We start from the raw sequence: 19,030 nt of genomic DNA on the forward strand, positions 1-19,030 counted from the left end.
AGCGCAGCGGGGCGGAGCGCAGCGGGGCGAGGGGGCGAGGGGTGGGGGATCAGCCGAAGACGTTCACCGGGTTCACGATGTCGGCAAGCGCGAGCAGCGCACCCATCGCGATCAGCACCACGACCACCACGAACGTGACGGGCACCAGCTTCGTCGCGTCGATCGGCTTCGGCGGCGGCCGGCGGAAGATCTTCGCCCAGGTGCGCTTGATCCCATCCCAGAGCGCGATCACGACGTGGCCGCCGTCGAGCGGCAGCAGCGGCACGAGGTTGAAGACGAAGAGCGCGATGTTGAGGGACGCCAGGAGCCCCAGCATCCCGCCGACCCGGTTGAGCACGGGCACGTCCGAGGTCGCGACCTCGCCGGCGATCGCGCCGGCCCCCACGAGGCTGAGCGGACCGTTCGGGTCGCGCGGGGCCCCGGTAAAAAGCGACGTCGCGGTCTCGTAGAGCAGCCCGGGCAGCCGCACGATGACGCCGGTCACGGCCCCGACGTTCTGGAACGCCGCTCCCGCGCCGCTCCAGATCGGCTGAGGCACATACGCCGACGTCGGCGTGACGCCGAGGAACCCGACCTGCTGGCCGCCCGTCGTGCGCGCGGCCGGGGTCACGACGATCGTCTGCTGCGCGCCGTTCCGCTCGACGACGAGCGCGAGCTGTTGGCCGGCGGACCGCTGGATGATCGCGGACACGTCGGTGAACGTGCTCACGGCCTGTCCGTCGATCGAGACGATCCGATCGCCCGGCTGGATGCCCGCGGTCTGCGCCGGCGCCGCCGGATCGCCCGCCGCGCACGTGGTCGCGCTCGTGCTCGACGGCACGCACGCGCTCACGGAGCTCACGGTCGCCGTCGCCGTCTGCACGCCGATGCCACTGAACAGGATCGTCAGCAGCACGATCGCGAAGACGAGGTTCATGAACGGACCGCCGAGCATGACGACCACGCGCTTCCACACCGGCAGGCGGTAGAAGGTGCGCGCGTCGTCCGCGCCCTCGAGCGTCTCGTCGTTGGCCGTGCGGGCGTCCTGCACCATGGTCGCGAAGAAGCCGCCGCCGGCCCGACCCGTGCGGCCCGCCTGCGCGGCGCGTTCACGCTCCTTCGGCGAAGGCGGGTACATGCCGGCCATCGAAATGTAGCCACCGAGCGGGATCGCCTTGACGCCGTACTCGGTCTCGCCGAACCGCCGCGACCACAGCGTCGGGCCGAAGCCGATCATGTACTGGCCGACGCGCACACCGAAGAGCTTCGCGGGCACGAGGTGCCCCAGCTCGTGGAGCGCAATGGACACGGCGAGGCCAATCACGAGCACCACGACGCCGATGACGAAGGCGAAGGCGGTCACACGTCCACGGTAGACCGGGGTCCTTTGAACGAGCCGTGCGGGAGCAATGCCGATGCGCCGGCGCGCGGGAAATATGCACATCGTTCTCGCAAGGGCAAGACATAGCCCGCGCATACACCTCGGGTGTCGGATGAGGGCACCATGCCGGACGTCATCCCGAATCTGCCGCCGGTCCTGCGACCGGACGCGCCCCCTGCGCACGCCCTGTCCGCCCTGGCGGCGCGCTTCGCTCGGGAGGTCCGCGGCAACGTCGAGGGCGGCATCGTCGGCGGAATCACGCTCGCCACGGCGGATCTCCGGCCCGGCGACGTCTTCGTCGCACTCCAGGGCGAGCACAGCCACGGCGCGGAGTTCGCACAGCACGCGGCCGCGGAAGGCGCCGCCGCGATCGTGACGGATGCCGCCGGCGCCGATCGGGCCGCGGCCTCCGGGCTCCCCGTCCTCGTCGTGGACGATCCGCGGGGCCAGCTCGGCGCGCTCTCGGCCTGGGTCTACGGCACGAGCCCCGACGACGCCCTGCCCGTCCTCCTCGGGACCACCGGGACCAACGGCAAGACCACGGTCACCCACCTGATCGCCGGCATCGTCGAGCAGCTGGGTCGCACCGCGGGCCTGTCGTCGACCGCCGAGCGCCACATCGCCGGTGAGACCGTCGTCTCGCGCCTCACCACGCCCGAGGCATCCGAGTTCCACGCCCTGCTCGCTCTCATGCGCGAGCGCGGCGTCCAGGACATGGCCGTGGAGGTGAGCGCCCAGGCCCTCAGCCGGCACCGCGTCGACGGGGTCGTGTTCGACGTGGTCGGCTTCACGAACCTCACGCACGATCACCTCGACGACTACGCCGACATGCAGGCGTACCTCGAGGCGAAGCTGCCGCTGTTCAGCTCCGCGCACGCGCGTCGCGCGGTGATCTCGCTCGACTCCGTGCCCGGCGAGGAGATCGTCGCGCGCACGGATCTGCCCCACGTCACGATCGTGACGCCCCTGATCGCGGCGCGCCCGGTCGCGGCGGACTGGACCGTGGACGTCCGCGCCGCCCGCCAGGACGGGACGGACTTCACCCTCACCGGACCCGATGGTCGCACGCTCACGACGACGGTTCCCGCGCTCGGACGCCACATGGCCGCGAACGCGGGGCTCGCGATCGTCATGCTGCACGAGAGCGGCATCGCCTGGGACGATCTCGTGCGCGCGCTCCACGGCCGCCAGATCCGCGCGGAGCTGCCGGGCCGGACGCAGCGCGTCTCGGGCGCGCGCGGACCCGCCGTGTACGTCGACTTCGGCCACTCGCCCGACGCGTTCGAGAAGACGCTCACGGCGGTGCGCCGGGTCACTCCGGGGAAGGTGCTGATGCTCTTCGGCGCCGACGGCGACCGCGACGCGACGAAACGGCTCGACATGGGGCGCGCGGCGGCGCTCGGCAGCGACATCCTCGTCATCACCGACCACCACCCGCGGTTCGAGGATCCCGCCTCCATCCGCGCCACGCTGCTGGAGGGAGCGCGGATGGCGCGTCCCGATGGCGACATCCACGAGATCGCGCCGCCGGAGCGGGCGATCGTCGAGGCCGTGCGGATGGTCGGCGAGGGCGATGCCATCCTGTGGGCCGGACCCGGCCACCAGGACTATCGCGACATCCGTGGCGTGCGCACCCCGTACTCGGCCCGCGAGCTCGCTCGGCGCGCGCTGCGCGACGCCGGCTGGCCCGTCCCCCCGCCCGCCTGGCCCGTCCCCTACCCCGACGCCTGACCCGGGTCAGGCGCGGGCGATCGCGGTATCGGCCGCGGCGCGCGCCCAGGACTCCGCCGCCGCCAGCGACTCACGCGTCAGCGACGCGGGCGGCTCGTGCGCGTCGACCACACGCTCGACGGTGGCCAGGATGCCCGGGAAGCTCAGGCGCCCCTCGTGGAAGGCGTCGACCGCCTGCTCGTTCGCCGCGTTGAAGACCGCAGGATACGTGCGACCCGCGGCGCCCACCCGCTTGGCGAGGCGAACGGCGGGGAACGCACCCTCGTCGAGGGGCTCGAAGGTCCACGCGGTCGCGGTGCGCCAGTCGAGCGGCGTCACCGCACCGGGGACCCGGTGCGGCCAGTCGAGGCCGAGCGCGATCGGAAGGCGCATGTCGGGCGGCGACGCCTGCGCGATCGTGGATCCGTCGACGAACTCGACCATCGAGTGCACGATCGACTGCGGGTGCACCACGACGTCGATCCGGTCGTAGGGCAGCCCGAACAGCAGGTGCGCCTCGATCACCTCGAGACCCTTGTTCACCAGCGTCGCGGAGTTGGTCGTGACGACCCGGCCCATCGTCCACGTCGGGTGCGCCAGCGCCTCGGCGGGCGTCACACCGGCGAGGTCGGCCCGGGAGCGGCCCCGGAACGGACCGCCTGATGCCGTCAGCACGAGCCGGCGCACCTCATCCGACGCGCCCGCGCGGAGCGCTTGCGCGATCGCGGAGTGCTCGGAGTCGACCGGCACGATCTGCCCCGGGCGGGCCCGCGCGGCGACGAGGTCGCCGCCGACGATGAGCGACTCCTTGTTCGCGAGCGCGAGCGTACGGCCCACCTCCAGTGCGGCCAAGGTCGGGCCGAGGCCCACCGAGCCGGTGATGCCGTTCAGCACGACGTCCGCCGGAACGTCACGCACGAGCTGCTCGGCCTCCGCCGCGCCGAACGCGACGTGGCCGACCTGGAACTCCTCGGCCTGCGCGAGCGCCTCGGCCCGCCGCGTACCCGCGGCGAGCCCCACGACCTCGAACCGCCCGGGGTTAGCGCGGACGACGTCGAGCGCCTGCGTCCCGATCGAGCCCGTCGATCCGAGGATCAGGACCCGACGCGGGGCGCCCGCACTCGCCGAGGCATCCGTCATCGTGTCACTGCTGGGTGTTGGGCGCCGTCGAGATGATGTTGACGACGAACACGAGCGTCTCCCCCGCGAGCGGGCTGGTGTTGCCCGACTGCCCGGCCGGGCCATAGCCGCACACCGGCGGGATGACGACGAGCTCGGTCGAGCCGACCTTCTGGCCCTCCAGAGCGCGCCGGAAGCCCGCGATGACGCCGGAAGTCGGGAATGTCGCCGGGTCACCCTTCGCCCAGCTGGAGTCGAAGACGGATCCGTCCGACCACTTCACGCCGGTGTAGTTGACCGTGACGTTGTCGCCGGGCTGCACGACGTCTCCGTTTCCGGGCGTGAGCGTCTCCAGCGCGACCGCGGTCGGCGGCGTCGTGTTCGCGGGGATCGTGATCGTCGGAGCGCCGCTCGCGTCGAACGCGACCGACGGGAACGGCACCGTGGTGTCGGCCGGGGCGCACCAGGAGTCGCCGGTCGTGATGCCGAGCACATCGATCACGAGGACCCGGGGCGGGTTGGACTGCGCGCCGGGCTGGGTCACGACGATGCGCGACCCCACGGTCGCGCAGCCGAACGCCTGGTCGATGCCGCTGCCGACGGCGACCTGGACCGGCTCGATCGGCGCGTTGCCGTAGCCAACGGAGCCCGCGACCGTGCCGGTGTCGGCCGCGACCTGGGTGAGGCCGTACTGCACGTAGTCGCCGGCCTTGATCGCGGGGCCCGTGCCGACCACGTCGACCGTGCGCTGCACGGCGGTGACGGCGAGCGGCGCCGTGAAGGTCACCGTGGGCGCCGTGCCGATGTCGCCCGACGTGGTCACCGCGTCGGACGCCGTGCCGGGCGCCGCCGCTGCGGCGCACAGATCGCCCGACGCCGACGGGGATGCCGCGGGTGCGCCGGCCGCGGAACAACCGGCCAGCAACAGGGCCGCGACCGCGGCGATGGACAGGACGGCGAGCGAGCGAACGCGCACGAGTGACCTCATTCGGTAGCCATAGGGATGAACCCATCATGGCGCAGGTTGTTCTGACAGCGCTGTGAACGGAACGGGACGGATGCAGTCCGCGGAATACGCACGGAGTACCCTTCATCGAGTGAGCACTGCCGACACGCCCGTTCCCGACGAGCCGGCAGAGGAGACGCCCGAGGCGTCCGCCCCGGTGAAGCCGGTCGCCCAGGCCGGGCTGACGTACTTCCTCGGCCGCTACGTCGTGGCGCCGCTCGCACGTGCCATCTACCGTCCGCACATCGAGGGGACCGCGCACGTTCCCCGCAAGGGTCCGGTCATCTTCGCGAGCAATCACCTGTCGTTCATCGACTCGTTCGCGATCCCGCTCGCCGCTCCGCGGACGGTCTACTTCCTCGCGAAGTCGAGCTACTTCGACGGGCACGGGATCGGCGGATGGATCAGCCGCGAGTTCTTCACGGCGCTCGGCGCGAGCCCCGTGGAGCGCGGTGCGGGGCAGGCCGCGCTCGCGGCCCTCGACCAGCAGAAGCGGCAGCTCGAGGCCGGGAAGGCCGTTGCACTGTACCCCGAGGGGACGCGGTCGCTCGACGGCCGCCTCTACAAGGGCCGCACCGGCGTCGCGTTCCTCGCCCTGCAGACCGGCGCGCTCGTCGTCCCGGTGGGGCTGGTCGGCACGAACGAGGCGATGCCCGTCGGCAATCGCTTCCCCAAGCTCCGGCCGCGCATCTCGGTGCGCTTCGGTGAGCCGCTCGACCTCGCACACCACGGGCCCGCCACGTCGGGCCGCGCGCGCCGTGTGGCGACGGACGAGATCATGGCCGCGATCCACGCCCTGTCCGGGCAGGAACTGGCCGGCGAGTACAACGAGCCGCCGGCGCACGGCACGATCGAGCGCATCCGTCAGGCGCTCCCGCACGAGCGCCGCTGACGATCTGATCGGCGGGCGCGTCGGAACGAGCCCCGGCGGGGTGGCTAGGCTGACAGCCGTGCCGGGAACCGTGAGCGTCAGCGATGCCGTCGAACTGGCGGTCGTGGAGCGCAGCGGCTTCGTCGAGTCACGGCACGCCGGAATCGCCGTCGTGCTCGATCCGGACGGCGTCGTGGCGGCCGAGCACGGCAACACGGCCGCGCTCGTACTCCCCCGGTCCGCGCTCAAGCCGCTGCAGGCCCTCGCGTGCGTGAGCGCGGGTGCCTGGCTGGAGGGCGAGCGGCTCGCGGTCGCGACCGGGAGCCACAGCGGCACGGACCGCCATGTCGCCGTCGTCCGCGACATCCTCGACAGCGCGCGCCTCACCGAGCAGCACCTCGCGTGCCCGCCGGCCTGGCCGTCCGACGTCGCGAGTCGCGACGCGCTCGTGCGGGAGCACGGCGAGCCCGCCCGCCTGCGGATGGCCTGCTCGGGCAAGCACGCCGCGATGCTGCTCGCGTGCACGGTCAACGGCTGGGACGTCGAGGGATACCTCGCGCCGGACCACCCGCTCCAGGTGCACATCCGCGAGCTCGTCGAGCGGCTGACCGGCGACCGGGTCGCCGTGACCGCGGTCGACGGCTGCGGAGCACCCGCCCCCGCCGTCTCGCTGGGGGGTCTCGCGCGCGCCGCCCACCGGATCGGGACGTCCTCCGAGCGGTCGCCGTTCGCCCTGCACCGCAACGCGGCCGCGCTCGTGGACGCCGTGCGGCAGAACGCGTGGGCGATCGCCGGACCCGGCCGCCCGGACACGGTCGTGGTCGAGCGCCTCGGGGTGTTCTCGAAGCAGGGTGCGGAGGGCGTCGCGCTCATGGTCGCGCCGAACGGAGCCACGGTCGCGTTGAAGATGCTCGACGGGAGCTCGCGCGCGACGGCCGTCGTGGCGCTGCGCCTCCTCGAGCGCGCCGGCGCTCTCGCGGCGGGCGACGTCGCGGAGACGCTCACCCACCTCCGCCTGTCGGTGACCGGCGGCGACGGATCCGTCGGGTCGGTCCGCGCGGTCGTCTGACGGCTCATGCGACGGCCGGCAGCGTCGTGCGGACCGGCATCGCGCCGCGACGCAGGAGCCAGCCCCGGGATGCCGACGGCGCGCAGTACGGCGGGAGCCCGCGGTCGCCGCTGACCAGGCGGTACTCCCCCGCGCATCCCGCGTCGATCACGAGGTCGTGCCGTTCCCGGACGGTCGCGAGCACGCCCCACTCCCGCTGCCACTCCTCCGGGCCGCCGACGACGGCGAGCGCCGCCCTCGGCCCTGATCCGTCCCGCAGCTCGGCGCGGAGCTCCCGCGCCTCCTCGACGCGCACGACCCGGACGCCGGTCCGCGCGAGCGCGTCGACCCGGGCGTGAGTCACCGCGCCCGGCCGCAGGACCATCCCGACGACGCCGGACGCGGCATCCCACGCCGTCGTCGTGATACCCGGCGCGGCTCCGGCGCCGGTCTCGCCCCCGGCCACCGCGAACTGCACGACCCGGCCATCCATCACCGCACGACCCGGACCGCCCGTCGGCCGGAGAGACGGATCGCCGCCGGCGGTCAGGTAGTCGGCACGTGTGGCCATCGCGAGAAGCGCCCGACGCGGCAGAAGGTCGGCGAGCCTGGACGCCGCCCCGCCCCAGCGCTGCGCGGACAGCACGACCCGGCAGCCGCCCGAGCCGCCGGCTGCCCGGACGACGAGCTCGAGTCGCTCCAGGAACGCGTGCGCGTACTCGCCCGGATAGCGGGTGAGGATTCCGTCGACGTCATCCACCAGCACGACGTCGTCGGGACCGGGCGATCGATCCGCGAGAGCGTCGACCTCATCCCAGGCCTGCTCGAGGTCGGGGCCCACCACGTGCACCGATCCCGTCGTCTGGGCCGCGACGAGCGCCAGCGCCGTCGACTTCCCCGAGCCCGCGGAACCGACCAGGAGGAGACCGCGCTCGCCGCGCCGCAGCAGGACGGGCGCGTGTCGCTGATGTTCGGGCTCGTCGGCGAGGCCCAGCACGATCTCGCCCAGGCCCGCGGCGACCCGGACCTCGGCGAGCGTGATCCGGACCGGCAGCGGAGGGATCCACGGGCGACGGACCGGCGGCAGGTGGGCACCGCGCCGCAGCGCCCGTTCGAGATCGCCCTGTTCGGACCGGGCGATCCGGACCCGCTGCGCACGCACGTCGACCGACCGACGGATGAGCGCCCAGCCGCGGGCGTCGCCGGGAAGCTCGGCTGCGGCATCCGTCCCGACCACCGTCCGGCTGTCGGCGGCGTCGGTCACCCGGAGGCAGATCCGCAACGGGCAGTTCGCGAGCAGCGCGTCGCGGAGCACGCCGACGGCGCGCTGGGTGCCGAGCACGAGGTGCAGACCGAGCGCCCGGCCGCGCGCGGCGATGTCTGTGAACACGCCGAGGAGCTCGGGATGCTGCGTGGCCAGGGCGGCGAACTCGTCGACGACGATCACCAGCCGGGGTAGCCGCACACCCGGGTCCGAGACGTCGCGCGCGCCTGCGTCCGCGAGCGCGGCCTCTCGGACGCGGAGCTCGGCACGAAGGCTCTCGATCGCGCGGTGCGCACCGTCCGCATCGAGGTCGGTGAGCACACCCGTCACGTGCGGGAGGTCGGCGAGGGGCTGGAACGCGGTGCCTCCCTTGAAGTCGGCGAGGAGGAAGACGACCTCGGCCGGGGTGTGGGTCGCGCACAGCGCGAGGATCCAGGTGACGAGGAGCTCGCTCTTCCCGGCGCCAGTCATGCCCACCACGACGGCATGGGGCCCGTCGCGGACCAGATCGAGCACGACCGGCTGCGGCCCCGCGAGTCCGACGACCGCCGGCAGCCCGCCCGTCGCGGCCGGCGGCGCGCCGGCGACCAGCGGGGCGAGCGCGATCGTCGCGTCGCGCCCGGAGGCGTCGCCCACCGCGATCTCCCGCGTCGCGAGTCGCGCGGCGACGTCACGCGCCTGCGCCGCTCCCACGGCTTCGACACGGATGCGCCGGACCTCGCCCTCGAGCAGGACCTCTGCCTCCGTTGGGGAGACGAGCGTTAGCACCGTTCGACATCCCGGGGGCGACGGCGTGGCGGCCTCGACCCGGGCGATCACCGCATCGGCGTCGCCGGGGACGGGATGGCCCGGATCCACGAGTGCGAGCGTGCGGGCTCCGTGGCGCCGCGCATGCGGAAGGTCCGCCAGCCACGGATGCTCCGTGGTCGCGCTCGCGTCGACCCGGAGGGTATCCGGAGGCAGCGCGAGGCAGAGCTGCAGCGCGAGCGCGCGCACCACGGCCCGCGCGACACCCGCGGGACCCACGACCGCGATCCCGTCCCCCGCCGAGGCGAGGACGGGCGCCTCCTCGAGGATGCCCGCGCGCTGGCGGACGCGGACCGCCTCCTCGTCACCGTCGCCGCCCGTGACCCGTACCGCGCTCGGTCGCGATCCCTGTCCGATGACCAGGGGGTCGCCGGCCGCCTCCGCCCGCCACACCGGCGCATCCGGCGCGAGATAGCCGGCGACATCCGGGTGCCGGACACGCAGCCGCCCACGCTCGATCGCGTGCTGACGCGCGATCTCGTCCGCGGCGCGGGATCGCGCAGCCGCTCGCTCGGCATCCGCACGCCGGCCGTCGCGGCGGGCCGCTCGACGGCCGTCGAGCGCCGACGCGGCGATCATGAGCGGGGCGAGACCCGCGAGCCACAACGAGATCGCGGAGCCGGTCACCACCCAGAGCACGATGCCGCCCGCGATCGGGGCGAGGGCGGCGTAGAGCGGGAGCGTCGCACGCGGGCGCGGCGGGGCTGCGGGCGGCATCGCAACGGGCGGCGGGGAGGAGGACATCACCCCATTCCACGCCTCGTACGCGGAGGCCGAGCACCGCCCGCACGAATCTGTGCAGGAACCGGCGGCCGCGGCGGCTGGGGAGAGCCAGCGAAATCAGGTGAATCCGCGTATTCAGGAGGAATCCGCGCTCAAACGTCCTGAATCGGCGAGATCACCTGATCTCGCGCGGGGGCTACTCGGCGACGTGGCCGCTCGCGCGCGGCCACTCGCGCGCCGGGGCCACTCGACGAAGCCGCTACTCGGCGTCGGCGGGAGCGTCGGGCCGGCGGACGTTGAGCACGATGATCGTGATGTTGTCGCGCCCGCCATTCTCGAGCGCGGCATCCAGCATCGCGGTCACGGCATCCGCCGGATCGGGGCACTCGCGCAGGAAGTGGCGGATGCCGAAGTCGGTCAGCTCCTTCGTCAGCCCGTCCGAGCACACGACGAACCGGTCGCCGTCCAGGACGTCGAGCCGCACGTAGTCGGGGCGGACGCTGTCGCTCGGGCCGACCGCGCGCGTGATGACGTTCCCATACGGGTGGTTCTCGGCCTCCTCCGGGCTGAGGCGCCCGGCCGCGACGAGCTCTTGCACGACGGAGTGGTCGGTCGTGATCTGCACGAGCGTGTCGTCGCGGAGGAGATAGACGCGCGAGTCGCCGATGTTGAGCGTGACCCAGTGCGGCTCGGGCCCGGTCGAGTCGAGGAAGAGGCCCGTCACCGTCGTGCCCGTGCCGTCGTCGGTCGTCTCCGGATGCGCGGCGATGTCCTTCACGGCCCGCGCGAGGGCCTTCTCGATCGTCTTCGGCGACACGGCGCCGTGATCGACGACCGCGGTGAGGCGCTCGACAGTGCTCGCGCTGGCGATCTCGCCGCCGATGTGGCCGCCCATCCCGTCCGCGACCACGTAGAGCGGGAAGGATGCCAGCACCGCGTCCTGATTGATGTCGCGGCGGCGACCGGTGTCGGTCGCCTCCGCCCATGCGAGCTCGATGCGGCCGTCGCCGGCATCGACGATGCGGGAGCGTGTGACTACTTCGGACACGCCTCGTCCTTCCGCGTCGAACCGGCTGATCCCCGATGGGCCACGTCGGGCCACGGTCTTCACATCGTAGTGGACGCGCGCGGGCCCTGAATCGGCGCCGCGCCCGGCGGCGGGGCTTCCGCGTCCTCATCCGGCGCAGCTTCGAACTGCGCGTTGTACAGACGCCAGTACGCGCCCCGCGCCGCGATCAGCGCGTCGTGCCTCCCCTGCTCGACGATCGATCCGTTCTCCATGACCAGGATGACGTCGGCGTCGCGGATCGTGGACAGACGGTGCGCGATCACGAACGACGTACGATCGGCTCGCAGCCGCGCCATCGCGCGCTGGATCAGCAGCTCGGTGCGGGTGTCGACCGAGCTCGTCGCCTCATCCAGGATGAGGATGCGCGGATCGGCGAGGAACGCCCGGGCGATCGTGATGAGCTGGCGCTCCCCCACGCTGAGGTTGCCCGCCTCGTCATCGAGGATCGTGTCGTAACCGTCCGGCAGCGCGTGCACGAAGCGGTCGACATACGCGGCCGTCGCCGCCGCCACGACCTCCCCCTCCGTGGCATCCGGCCGCCCGTAGCGGATGTTGTCGCGGATCGTGCCCGAGAAGAGCCACGTGTCCTGCAAGACCATGCCCGTGCGAGCGCGCAGGTCATCGCGCGTCATCTCGCGCGTGTCGAGGCCGTCGAGCGTGATCCGGCCGGCGTCCACGTCGTAGAACCGCATGACGAGGTTCACGAGCGTCGTCTTCCCCGCGCCGGTCGGGCCGACGATCGCGACGGTGCTGCCCGGTCGCGCATCGAGGCTCAGCCCGTCGATGAGCGGCGATTCGGGCAGATAGCGGAACGCGACATCCTCGAACGCCAGCGCGCTCGCCTCCGGTGGCACGGTGCGCGCGGGGTCGGCATCCGGCGTCTGCTCGTCCTCGTCGAGGAGCTCGAAGACGCGCTCCGCGCTCGCGACCCCGGACTGGAGGAGGTTCGCCATCGACCCGAGCTGGCTGAGCGGCTGCGTGAACTGCCGCGAGTACTGGATGAACGCCTGCACGCCGCCGATCGAGAGGAGCCCGGACGCGACCTGGATGCCGCCGACGACCGCGATCGCGACGTAGACCAGGTTCCCGATGAACATCATCGACGGCATGATCAGGCCGGAGACGAACTGGGCGCCGAAGCTCGCGCGATAGACCTGGTCGTTCTCGGCGGCGAACTCGCGCTCCGCCTCCCGCTGATGCCCGAAGGTCTTCACGACCGAGTGCCCGGAGAAGGTCTCCTCGACGCGAGCGTTGAGGATGCCGGTCGCCCGCCATTGCGCGACGAACAGCCGTTGCGAACGACGCGCGACGACGACCGTGATGCCGAGGGTCAGCGGAACCGTCACGAGTGCGATCACCGCGAGCACCGGCGAGATCACGAACATCATGACGAGGACACCGACGACGGTGAGCAGCGAGACGACGACCTGCGACAGCGTCTGCTGCATCGTCTGCCCGATGTTGTCGACGTCGTTCGTCACACGGCTCAGCAGCTCGCCGCGCTGCACGCGGTCGAAGTACGAGAGCGGAAGACGATGGATCTTGTCCTCCACCTGCAGCCGCAGCCGGTGCATCGCGCGCTGCACGACGACGTTGAGGATGAGGCCCTGCACCCACGAGAAGACGCTCGCGAAGAAGTAGACCGCGAGCACCATCGCAAGGACCCGGCCGAGGGCGGCGAAGTCGATGCCCGCACCGCCCGGCGTCTGCATCGAGGTGAAGCCGGCGAACACGATGTTCGTCCCCTCGCCGAGGAGCGCGGGGCCGAGGACCGAGAGCCCGACACTGATCGCGCCCAGCATGACGACGACGATGAGCGCCGCGCGCCAGGGCGCCAGGGTGGCGAGCAGCCGCCGCGCGCTCGGGCCGAAGGTGCGCGCCTTCTGCCCCGGAGGCCCCGCCAGGCCCCGACCGAACGGACCGCCGCCCGGGCGGCCCGGCCCGCTCACGCCGCCTCCTGCGCGGACAGCTGCGACTCCACGATCTCGCGGTACGTCGAGCTCGTCTCGACGAGATCGTCGTGCCGCCCGACCGCGACGATCCGGCCGTGGTCGAGGACGAGGATCTGATCCGCGTGCTGGATCGTCGAGACCCGCTGGGCCACCACGATCCGCGTCGCACGCGGCCGCATGGCGTCCAGCGCGTGCCGCAGGGCGGCATCCGTCCGCAGGTCCAGCGCGGAGAAGGAGTCGTCGAAGACGTAGAGCGGCGGGTTCTTCACGAGCGCGCGGGCGATCGCGAGCCGCTGCCGCTGGCCGCCCGACACGTTCGTGCCGCCCTGCGCGATCGCGCCCGACAGACCGTCGGGCATCGCGGCCACGAAGTCGGCGCCCTGCGCGATCTCAAGGGCGTGCCAGAGCTCGTGGTCGGATGCCGCAGGGTTGCCGTAACGCAGGTTCGACGCCACGGATCCGGCGAAGAGGAACGCGCGCTGCGGCACGAGGCCGATCCGCGCCCACAGGTCGTCCGGGTCGTAGTCACGCACGTCGACCCCGTCGACCGAGACCGATCCGGCCGTCACGTCGAACAGGCGCGCCACGAGACCCACGAGCGTCGATTTCCCCGCGCCGGTCGAGCCGATGATCGCGGTGGTCGTGCCCGGCTCCACGACGAAGGAGAGGTCGTGGAGCACCGCCTCCCCCGCCCCCGGGAAGGTGAAGTCGACGTGATCGAAGACCACCCGACCCTTGGGCAGCGGGGCCATGACCGGATCCGCGGGAGCGGCAACCGTGGGTTCGGTGCCCAGCACCTCGCCGATCCGCTGCGCGCAGACGGCGGCGCGCGGGATCATGACGAACATGAAGGTCGCCATCATGACGCCCATCAGGATCTGCATCAGGTAGCTGAGGAACGCGATGAGCGTGCCGATCTGCACGCCCGCGTTCTGCACCTGGAACGCCCCGAACCAGATGACGGCGACACTCGAGACGTTCAGCACGAGCATGACGACGGGGAACATGAGCGCGAGGTAGGCGCCCGCGAGCGTCGCGGTGCCGCGGAGCTCGTCGCTCGCGGAGGCGAGACGGCGGCGCTCCTCCCGCTCGCGCACGAACGCGCGGATGACGCGAATGCCGGTGAGCTGCTCGCGCAGCACCTGGTTCACGCGATCGATCTTGCGCTGCATCGATGCGAACGCCGGCACCATCCGGGAGACGATCAGCCCCACGAGGACCAGGAGCAGCGGCACCGACACCGCCATGAGCCAGGACAGCCCGACATCTTCGCGGATCGCCATGACGACGCCGCCGATCGCGAGAAGCGGGGCCGCGAGCATGAGCGTCGCGGACACCTGCACGAGCATCTGCACCTGCTGCACGTCGTTCGTGTTGCGGGTGATGAGCGAGGGTGCGCCGAACTCTCCGACCTCGCGCTGCGAGAACGCCACGATGCGCCGGAAGATGTCCCCCCGGAGGTCGCGGCCCATCCCCATCGCGAGTCGCGAGCCGAAATACACCGCCACGACCGAGCACACGATCTGCACGAGGCTGACGGCGAGCATGACGCCCCCCATCGCCCAGATGTAACCGATGTCCCCCGTGATGACGCCGTTGTCGATGATGTCCGCGTTGAGCGAGGGCAGTGTCAGGGCAGCGATCGACTGCGCGAGCTGGAACACGACGACGGCGATGAGGAGCGGCCACCCCGGCTGGAGGTACCGCACGAGAAGTCTGCCGAGCACCCCTTGAAGTTACGCCGGTCCCCGGACACTGCCCAGTACGCGGGCTCCGCTCTCAGCGAACCATGCACGACGAAGCCCCCGTCCTCGCGGTGAGGACGGGGGCTTCGTGGCTGATTCAGACCTGCGGCGGCGTCTGGCCGTCGGCCGGCGGGGCCGGGGGCGCGGGCGGAGCCGGCGGGGCGGGCGGCGGCGGGGTCGCGCCACCAGCGGGCGGCGGCGTCGGGCCGGCGGGAGGAGGAGGCGTCGGGCCACCGGCGGGCGGGGCCACGTAGCCGGGCTGCGTCACCGGGTTGGCCGGGTAGCCGCCCGCGGGCGTCTGCACGGGGATGCCCGCCCAGACCGTCGAGTCGCGGAGGAAGCTGTTCGCCCACGGCGCCGCCGGGACGACCGTGTTCCAGCGCGAACGGTCGTAGGCCGCGATGCCGAGCCAGACGATTGAGAGGAAGAAGTAGAGGATGAGCCAGACGGCTTCCTTCTGCAGCTTGAGGCCGACGCGCCAGGCGGCCAGCAGCGTGTAGACGAACGCCGCGATGCCGAGGATCCAGTTGAGGACGGGCACCCACGAAAAGACCGCGTATGCGCCCCAGAGGATCAGCAGCCACCAGGGGTTCAGGTCGCCGAGCTTGGCGAAGATCATCGTGTTGTACACGGGCACCCACGCCCGCCACTTGCCCTGCACACCGGCCTTTTCGAAGATCTTCATGTAGAAGAGCGAGCCGAGGACGTATCCCACGATGATGATCGGGATGAAGATGAGAAAGAGTACGAGCGCGACGATCGCCGCTGCGGCCGCGCCTCCACCGTCGTAGTACGTGATGTCGTTCATGTCCATTCCTGACAGATAGGGACCGGGGCATCCAACGCCTCGTACGGCGCCAGCGAGCACCATGCTAGCGACTGCACGCCGCTTTTGACAGCGTTCTCCCAGGCTAGGCGACGCGGAGTGTCACGATGCCGGGTCCGCTGCCGTCCAGCGTGATTCCACGGCCGCGAGCCCAGTCCACGAGGTCGTCGACGGCCCGGATCCGCGGGCGGCCCTCAGCCAGCGCGCGCACGAGCTCACCCTTCGCGTGCTTGTTGAAATGGTTCAGCGCACGCACCTCGCCGTCCGGCCCCGCCGCGACGACACGGACGTACGCCGAACGCCGCGTAGCCGGCACCGGGCCGAGCGCGACATAGGCCTCGGAGCGGAGGTCGAGGACGAAACCGCGCGACTCCCCCTCGATCGCCGCGGTGACGGCATCCGCCCACAGCCGCCGCAGCGGCGGGAGGCCCGGCACGGCGACCCCGGCCGTCAGCCGGTACGCGGGGATCGGATCGAGCGCCCCGATCGGCCCGAAGGGGGCGGAGTGGATGAGCACGTGCTGTCCGAGCCAGCGCCGCTCGGGCGCCGGCAGGGTGCCGGGCTCCAGCGCGTCGAACAGGACGCCCGTGTAGCGATCGATCGCGGGCAGCGTGGGCGCCGTCGCGAGCGCCGCGTTGACGGCGACCTCGTCGACCTGCGTCGGCCCCAGGCGGAGCACCCGCGAGGCGGTCTCCGGATCGGCGCTCAGCGCCACGAGCGCGTCGACCACGCGTTCCCGGACGCCACGGAGGCCGGGCAAGGCAAGGCGGTCGAGGTCGAGCGGCGTGCGCCGCCCGCCCGGCCGCTTCGTCTCCGACGGGGGAAGGAGGACCAGCATCCCGACGGCGTCAGCCGATGAGGGCGGCGTTTCCTGCCACGATCGTCAGCTCGTCCCTCTCCATGGAGAGGAAGCCGTCCTGCGCGTTCGCGAGCACCTTGGTGCCGTCGGTGCCCGTGATACGGACCTGGCCCTCGGCGAGGATCGCGAGCACCGGCTCGTGACCGGCCATGAAGCCGATCTCGCCCTCGACGGTCTTGGCGACCACGAGGGTCGCCTCCCCCGTCCAGATCTCCGCGTCCGCGGAGACCAGGCTCACCTTGAGCGGCATGTCAGCCGTTCTCCTTCTGGATCTGCGCCCACTTGGCCTCGACGTCCGAGATGCCGCCGACGTTGAAGAACGCCTGCTCGGCAACGTGGTCGAACTCGCCCTTCACGATCGCGTCGAACGACTCGATCGTCTCCTTGATCGGCACGGTCGAGCCCTCGACACCCGTGAACTTCTTCGCCATGTAGGTGTTCTGCGAGAGGAACTGCTGGATGCGGCGCGCGCGCGAGACGACGATCTTGTCCTCTTCGGAGAGCTCGTCGACGCCGAGGATCGCGATGATCTCCTGCAGCTCCTTGTTCTTCTGGAGGATCTGCTTGACGGCCGTCGCCACGCGGTAGTGGTCAGCGCCGAGGTACCGGGGGTCGAGGATGCGGCTCGTCGAGGTGAGCGGGTCCACGGCCGGGTAGAGACCGCGCGACGCGATCTCACGGCTGAGCTCCGTCGTCGCGTCGAGGTGCGCGAACGTCGTGGCCGGAGCCGGGTCGGTGTAGTCGTCGGCGGGGACGTAGATCGCCTGGAGGGAGGTGATCGAGTGACCGCGCGTCGAGGTGATGCGCTCCTGGAGCACGCCCATCTCGTCGGCGAGGTTCGGCTGGTAGCCCACCGCGGACGGCATGCGGCCGAGCAGCGTCGAGACCTCGGACCCCGCCTGCGTGAAGCGGAAGATGTTGTCGATGAACAGCAGCACGTCCTGCTTCTGCACGTCGCGGAAGTACTCCGCCATCGTGAGCGCCGACAGGGCGACGCGCAGACGCGTCCCCGGCGGCTCGTCCATCTGGCCGAACACGAGGGCGGTCTTGTCGAAGACGCCCGCCTCCTCCATCTCGTGGATGAGGTCGTTGCCCTCACGCGTGCGCTCGCCGACGCCGGCGAACACCGAGACGCCGCCGTGATCCTGCGCGACGCGCTGGATCATCTCCTGGATGAGGACCGTCTTGCCGACGCCCGCACCGCCGAACAGGCCGATCTTGCCGCCCTGCACGTACGGGGTGAGGAGGTCGATGACCTTGATGCCGGTCTCGAACATCGTGGTCTTCGACTCGAGCTGGTCGAAGCCGGGCGCCTTGCGGTGGATGCCCCAGCGCTCGGTGATCTCGATCTTCTCGCCGGGCTCCGCGTTGAGCACCTCACCGGTCACGTTGAAGACGCGACCCTTCGTGACGTCGCCGACCGGGACCGTGATGGGGCCGCCGGTGTCGCGGACCTCGCCGCCGCGGACGAGGCCGTCCGTCGGCTTCAGCGCGATCGCGCGGACCAGGTCGTCGCCGAGGTGCTGCGCGACCTCGAGGGTCAGCTCGCTCGTCTCGCCGCCGATCGTGATCGTCGTCTTCAGCGCGTTGTAGATCTCGGGGATCGCGTCGTGCGGGAACTCGATGTCGACGACGGGGCCGGTCACGCGCGCGATGCGACCGACGGCCTCGGGGGCCTGCGGCTCGGGCGCGGGGGCGATGGTGGGGGTGCTCATGGTCTCATGATCCTTTTGGTCAGCAGGCGGCGGGCCGCCTGAAGCTCTTACTTGCCCGATGCGAGAGCGTCGGCGCCGCCGACGATCTCGGCGATCTGCTGGGTGATCTCGGCCTGGCGGGCGTTGTTGCGCAGGCGGGTGTAGTCGGTGATCAGCTTGTCGGCGTTGTCGCTCGCGGACTTCATCGCCTTCTGCGTCGCGGCGTGCTTCGCCGCCGACGACTGCAGGAGCGCGTTGAAGATGCGGCTCTGGATGTACACCGGCAGGAGCGCGTCGAGCACCGTCTCGGCGTCCGGCTCGAACTCGTACAGCGGATAGACCGCCGCGGACGCGGCATCCGCCGACTCCACGAGCTCGAGCGGCAGGAGACGCACGGTCTCCGGCTCCTGCGTCATCATGCTGACGAAGCGGTTGAAGACGAGGTGGATCTCGTCCACGCCGCCCTGCTCGCCGCCGCGCTGGAACGCGTCGAGGAGGCTGCCCGCGATCAGCTCCGCGGTGTGGAACTGCGGCGTGTCGGTGTCACCCGTCCACTGCTCGACGCTGTCCATCTTGCGGAACTGGAAGTAGCCGACCGCCTTGCGGCCGACGAGGTAGAACACGGGCTCGCGACCCTCCGCGCGCAGCAGCTCGGCGAGCTGCAGCGCCTCCCGCAGGATCTGCGAGTTGAACGCGCCCGCGAGTCCGCGGTCGGAGGAGAAGATCACGACGGCGGAGCGACGGATCGTCTCCGGCTCCCGCGTGAGCGGGTGGTCGATGTTCGAGTGCGTCGCCACCGCCGAGACGGCCCGCGTCACGGCCCGCGCGAAGGGCGACGACGCGCGCACGCGCGCCATCGCCTTCTGGATGCGCGAAGCCGCGATGAGCTCCATCGCCTTCGTGATCTTCTTGGTGGTCTGAGCAGAAGAGATCTTCTGCTTGTAGACCCTGAGTTGTGCGCCCATCAGCTGGTGTCC

The 19,030-nt window shown here is 71.7% G+C and carries 15 protein-coding genes; 3 read left to right on the plus strand and 12 right to left on the minus strand.

The features are described 5' to 3' along the window. Positions 1-49 precede the first annotated feature (49 nt). Positions 50-1,342: a M50 family metallopeptidase gene (locus ABCS02_RS09110; protein ID WP_345835320.1), complete on the minus strand. Its 1,293-nt coding sequence runs from the start codon at positions 1,340-1,342 to the stop codon at positions 50-52. Positions 1,343-1,483: 141 nt separating this feature from the next. Here ABCS02_RS09110 and murE point away from each other — a divergent pair, with 141 nt between their 5' ends. After that, positions 1,484-3,091: a UDP-N-acetylmuramyl-tripeptide synthetase gene (gene murE / locus ABCS02_RS09115; RefSeq protein WP_345835321.1), complete on the plus strand. Its 1,608-nt coding sequence runs from the start codon at positions 1,484-1,486 to the stop codon at positions 3,089-3,091. Positions 3,092-3,097: 6 nt separating this feature from the next. Here the strand turns inward: murE and dxr are convergent, their stop codons facing one another. After that, complete coding sequence (gene dxr / locus ABCS02_RS09120; RefSeq protein ID WP_345835322.1) at positions 3,098-4,210, minus strand: 1-deoxy-D-xylulose-5-phosphate reductoisomerase; 1,113 nt, start codon at positions 4,208-4,210, stop codon at positions 3,098-3,100. A gap of 4 nt (positions 4,211-4,214) precedes the next feature. Beyond that, positions 4,215-5,165 (minus strand): FKBP-type peptidyl-prolyl cis-trans isomerase, encoded by a 951-nt coding sequence (locus tag ABCS02_RS09125; protein WP_345835323.1) that lies wholly within the window; start codon positions 5,163-5,165, stop codon positions 4,215-4,217. Positions 5,166-5,352: 187 nt separating this feature from the next. Here ABCS02_RS09125 and ABCS02_RS09130 point away from each other — a divergent pair, with 187 nt between their 5' ends. Beyond that, positions 5,353-6,087 carry a lysophospholipid acyltransferase family protein gene (locus ABCS02_RS09130; protein WP_345836316.1) on the plus strand — a complete coding sequence of 245 codons (735 nt, stop codon included), beginning with the start codon at positions 5,353-5,355 and terminating at the stop codon, positions 6,085-6,087. A 58-nt stretch (positions 6,088-6,145) separates the two neighbouring features. Then, a complete protein-coding gene (locus ABCS02_RS09135; protein ID WP_345835324.1) occupies positions 6,146-7,135 on the plus strand; it encodes an asparaginase in 990 nt (329 codons plus the stop codon). Positions 7,136-7,139: 4 nt separating this feature from the next. Here ABCS02_RS09135 and ABCS02_RS09140 read toward each other — a convergent pair whose 3' ends face one another. The 9 genes from ABCS02_RS09140 to ABCS02_RS09180 all read right to left on the minus strand — a co-directional run bounded on the left by ABCS02_RS09140 (position 7,140) and on the right by ABCS02_RS09180 (position 19,018). Continuing rightward, positions 7,140-9,929, minus strand: a complete 2,790-nt coding sequence (locus ABCS02_RS09140; RefSeq protein ID WP_345835325.1) for an FtsK/SpoIIIE domain-containing protein — start codon at positions 9,927-9,929, stop codon at positions 7,140-7,142. A 238-nt stretch (positions 9,930-10,167) separates the two neighbouring features. Further along, positions 10,168-10,956 (minus strand): protein phosphatase 2C domain-containing protein, encoded by a 789-nt coding sequence (locus tag ABCS02_RS09145; protein WP_345835326.1) that lies wholly within the window; start codon positions 10,954-10,956, stop codon positions 10,168-10,170. A 59-nt stretch (positions 10,957-11,015) separates the two neighbouring features. Beyond that, the gene (locus tag ABCS02_RS09150; protein ID WP_345835327.1) at positions 11,016-12,926 is read right to left on the minus strand and encodes an ABC transporter ATP-binding protein; all 1,911 of its coding nucleotides are present in this window, start codon (positions 12,924-12,926) and stop codon (positions 11,016-11,018) included. Further along, positions 12,923-14,656 carry an ABC transporter ATP-binding protein gene (locus ABCS02_RS09155; protein ID WP_345835328.1) on the minus strand — a complete coding sequence of 578 codons (1,734 nt, stop codon included), beginning with the start codon at positions 14,654-14,656 and terminating at the stop codon, positions 12,923-12,925. Before ABCS02_RS09155 ends, ABCS02_RS09150 begins: the two co-directional genes overlap by 4 nt. Positions 14,657-14,771: 115 nt before the next feature. Continuing rightward, positions 14,772-15,482 carry a large exoprotein gene (locus ABCS02_RS09160; RefSeq protein ID WP_345835329.1) on the minus strand — a complete coding sequence of 237 codons (711 nt, stop codon included), beginning with the start codon at positions 15,480-15,482 and terminating at the stop codon, positions 14,772-14,774. A 103-nt stretch (positions 15,483-15,585) separates the two neighbouring features. After that, a complete protein-coding gene (locus ABCS02_RS09165) occupies positions 15,586-16,338 on the minus strand; it encodes a peroxide stress protein YaaA (RefSeq protein WP_345835330.1) in 753 nt (250 codons plus the stop codon). Between the two features lie 10 nt (positions 16,339-16,348). Continuing rightward, positions 16,349-16,609, minus strand: a complete 261-nt coding sequence (locus tag ABCS02_RS09170) for a F0F1 ATP synthase subunit epsilon (RefSeq protein WP_345835331.1) — start codon at positions 16,607-16,609, stop codon at positions 16,349-16,351. 1 nt (position 16,610) lies between these two features. Beyond that, a complete protein-coding gene (gene atpD, locus ABCS02_RS09175; protein WP_345835332.1) occupies positions 16,611-18,074 on the minus strand; it encodes a F0F1 ATP synthase subunit beta in 1,464 nt (487 codons plus the stop codon). A gap of 47 nt (positions 18,075-18,121) precedes the next feature. Next, entirely contained in the window at positions 18,122-19,018 is an 897-nt protein-coding gene (locus ABCS02_RS09180; protein WP_345835333.1) for a F0F1 ATP synthase subunit gamma, read from the minus strand. Positions 19,019-19,030: the final 12 nt, after the last annotated feature.

This window comes from Microbacterium sp. X-17 (genome assembly GCF_039615055.1).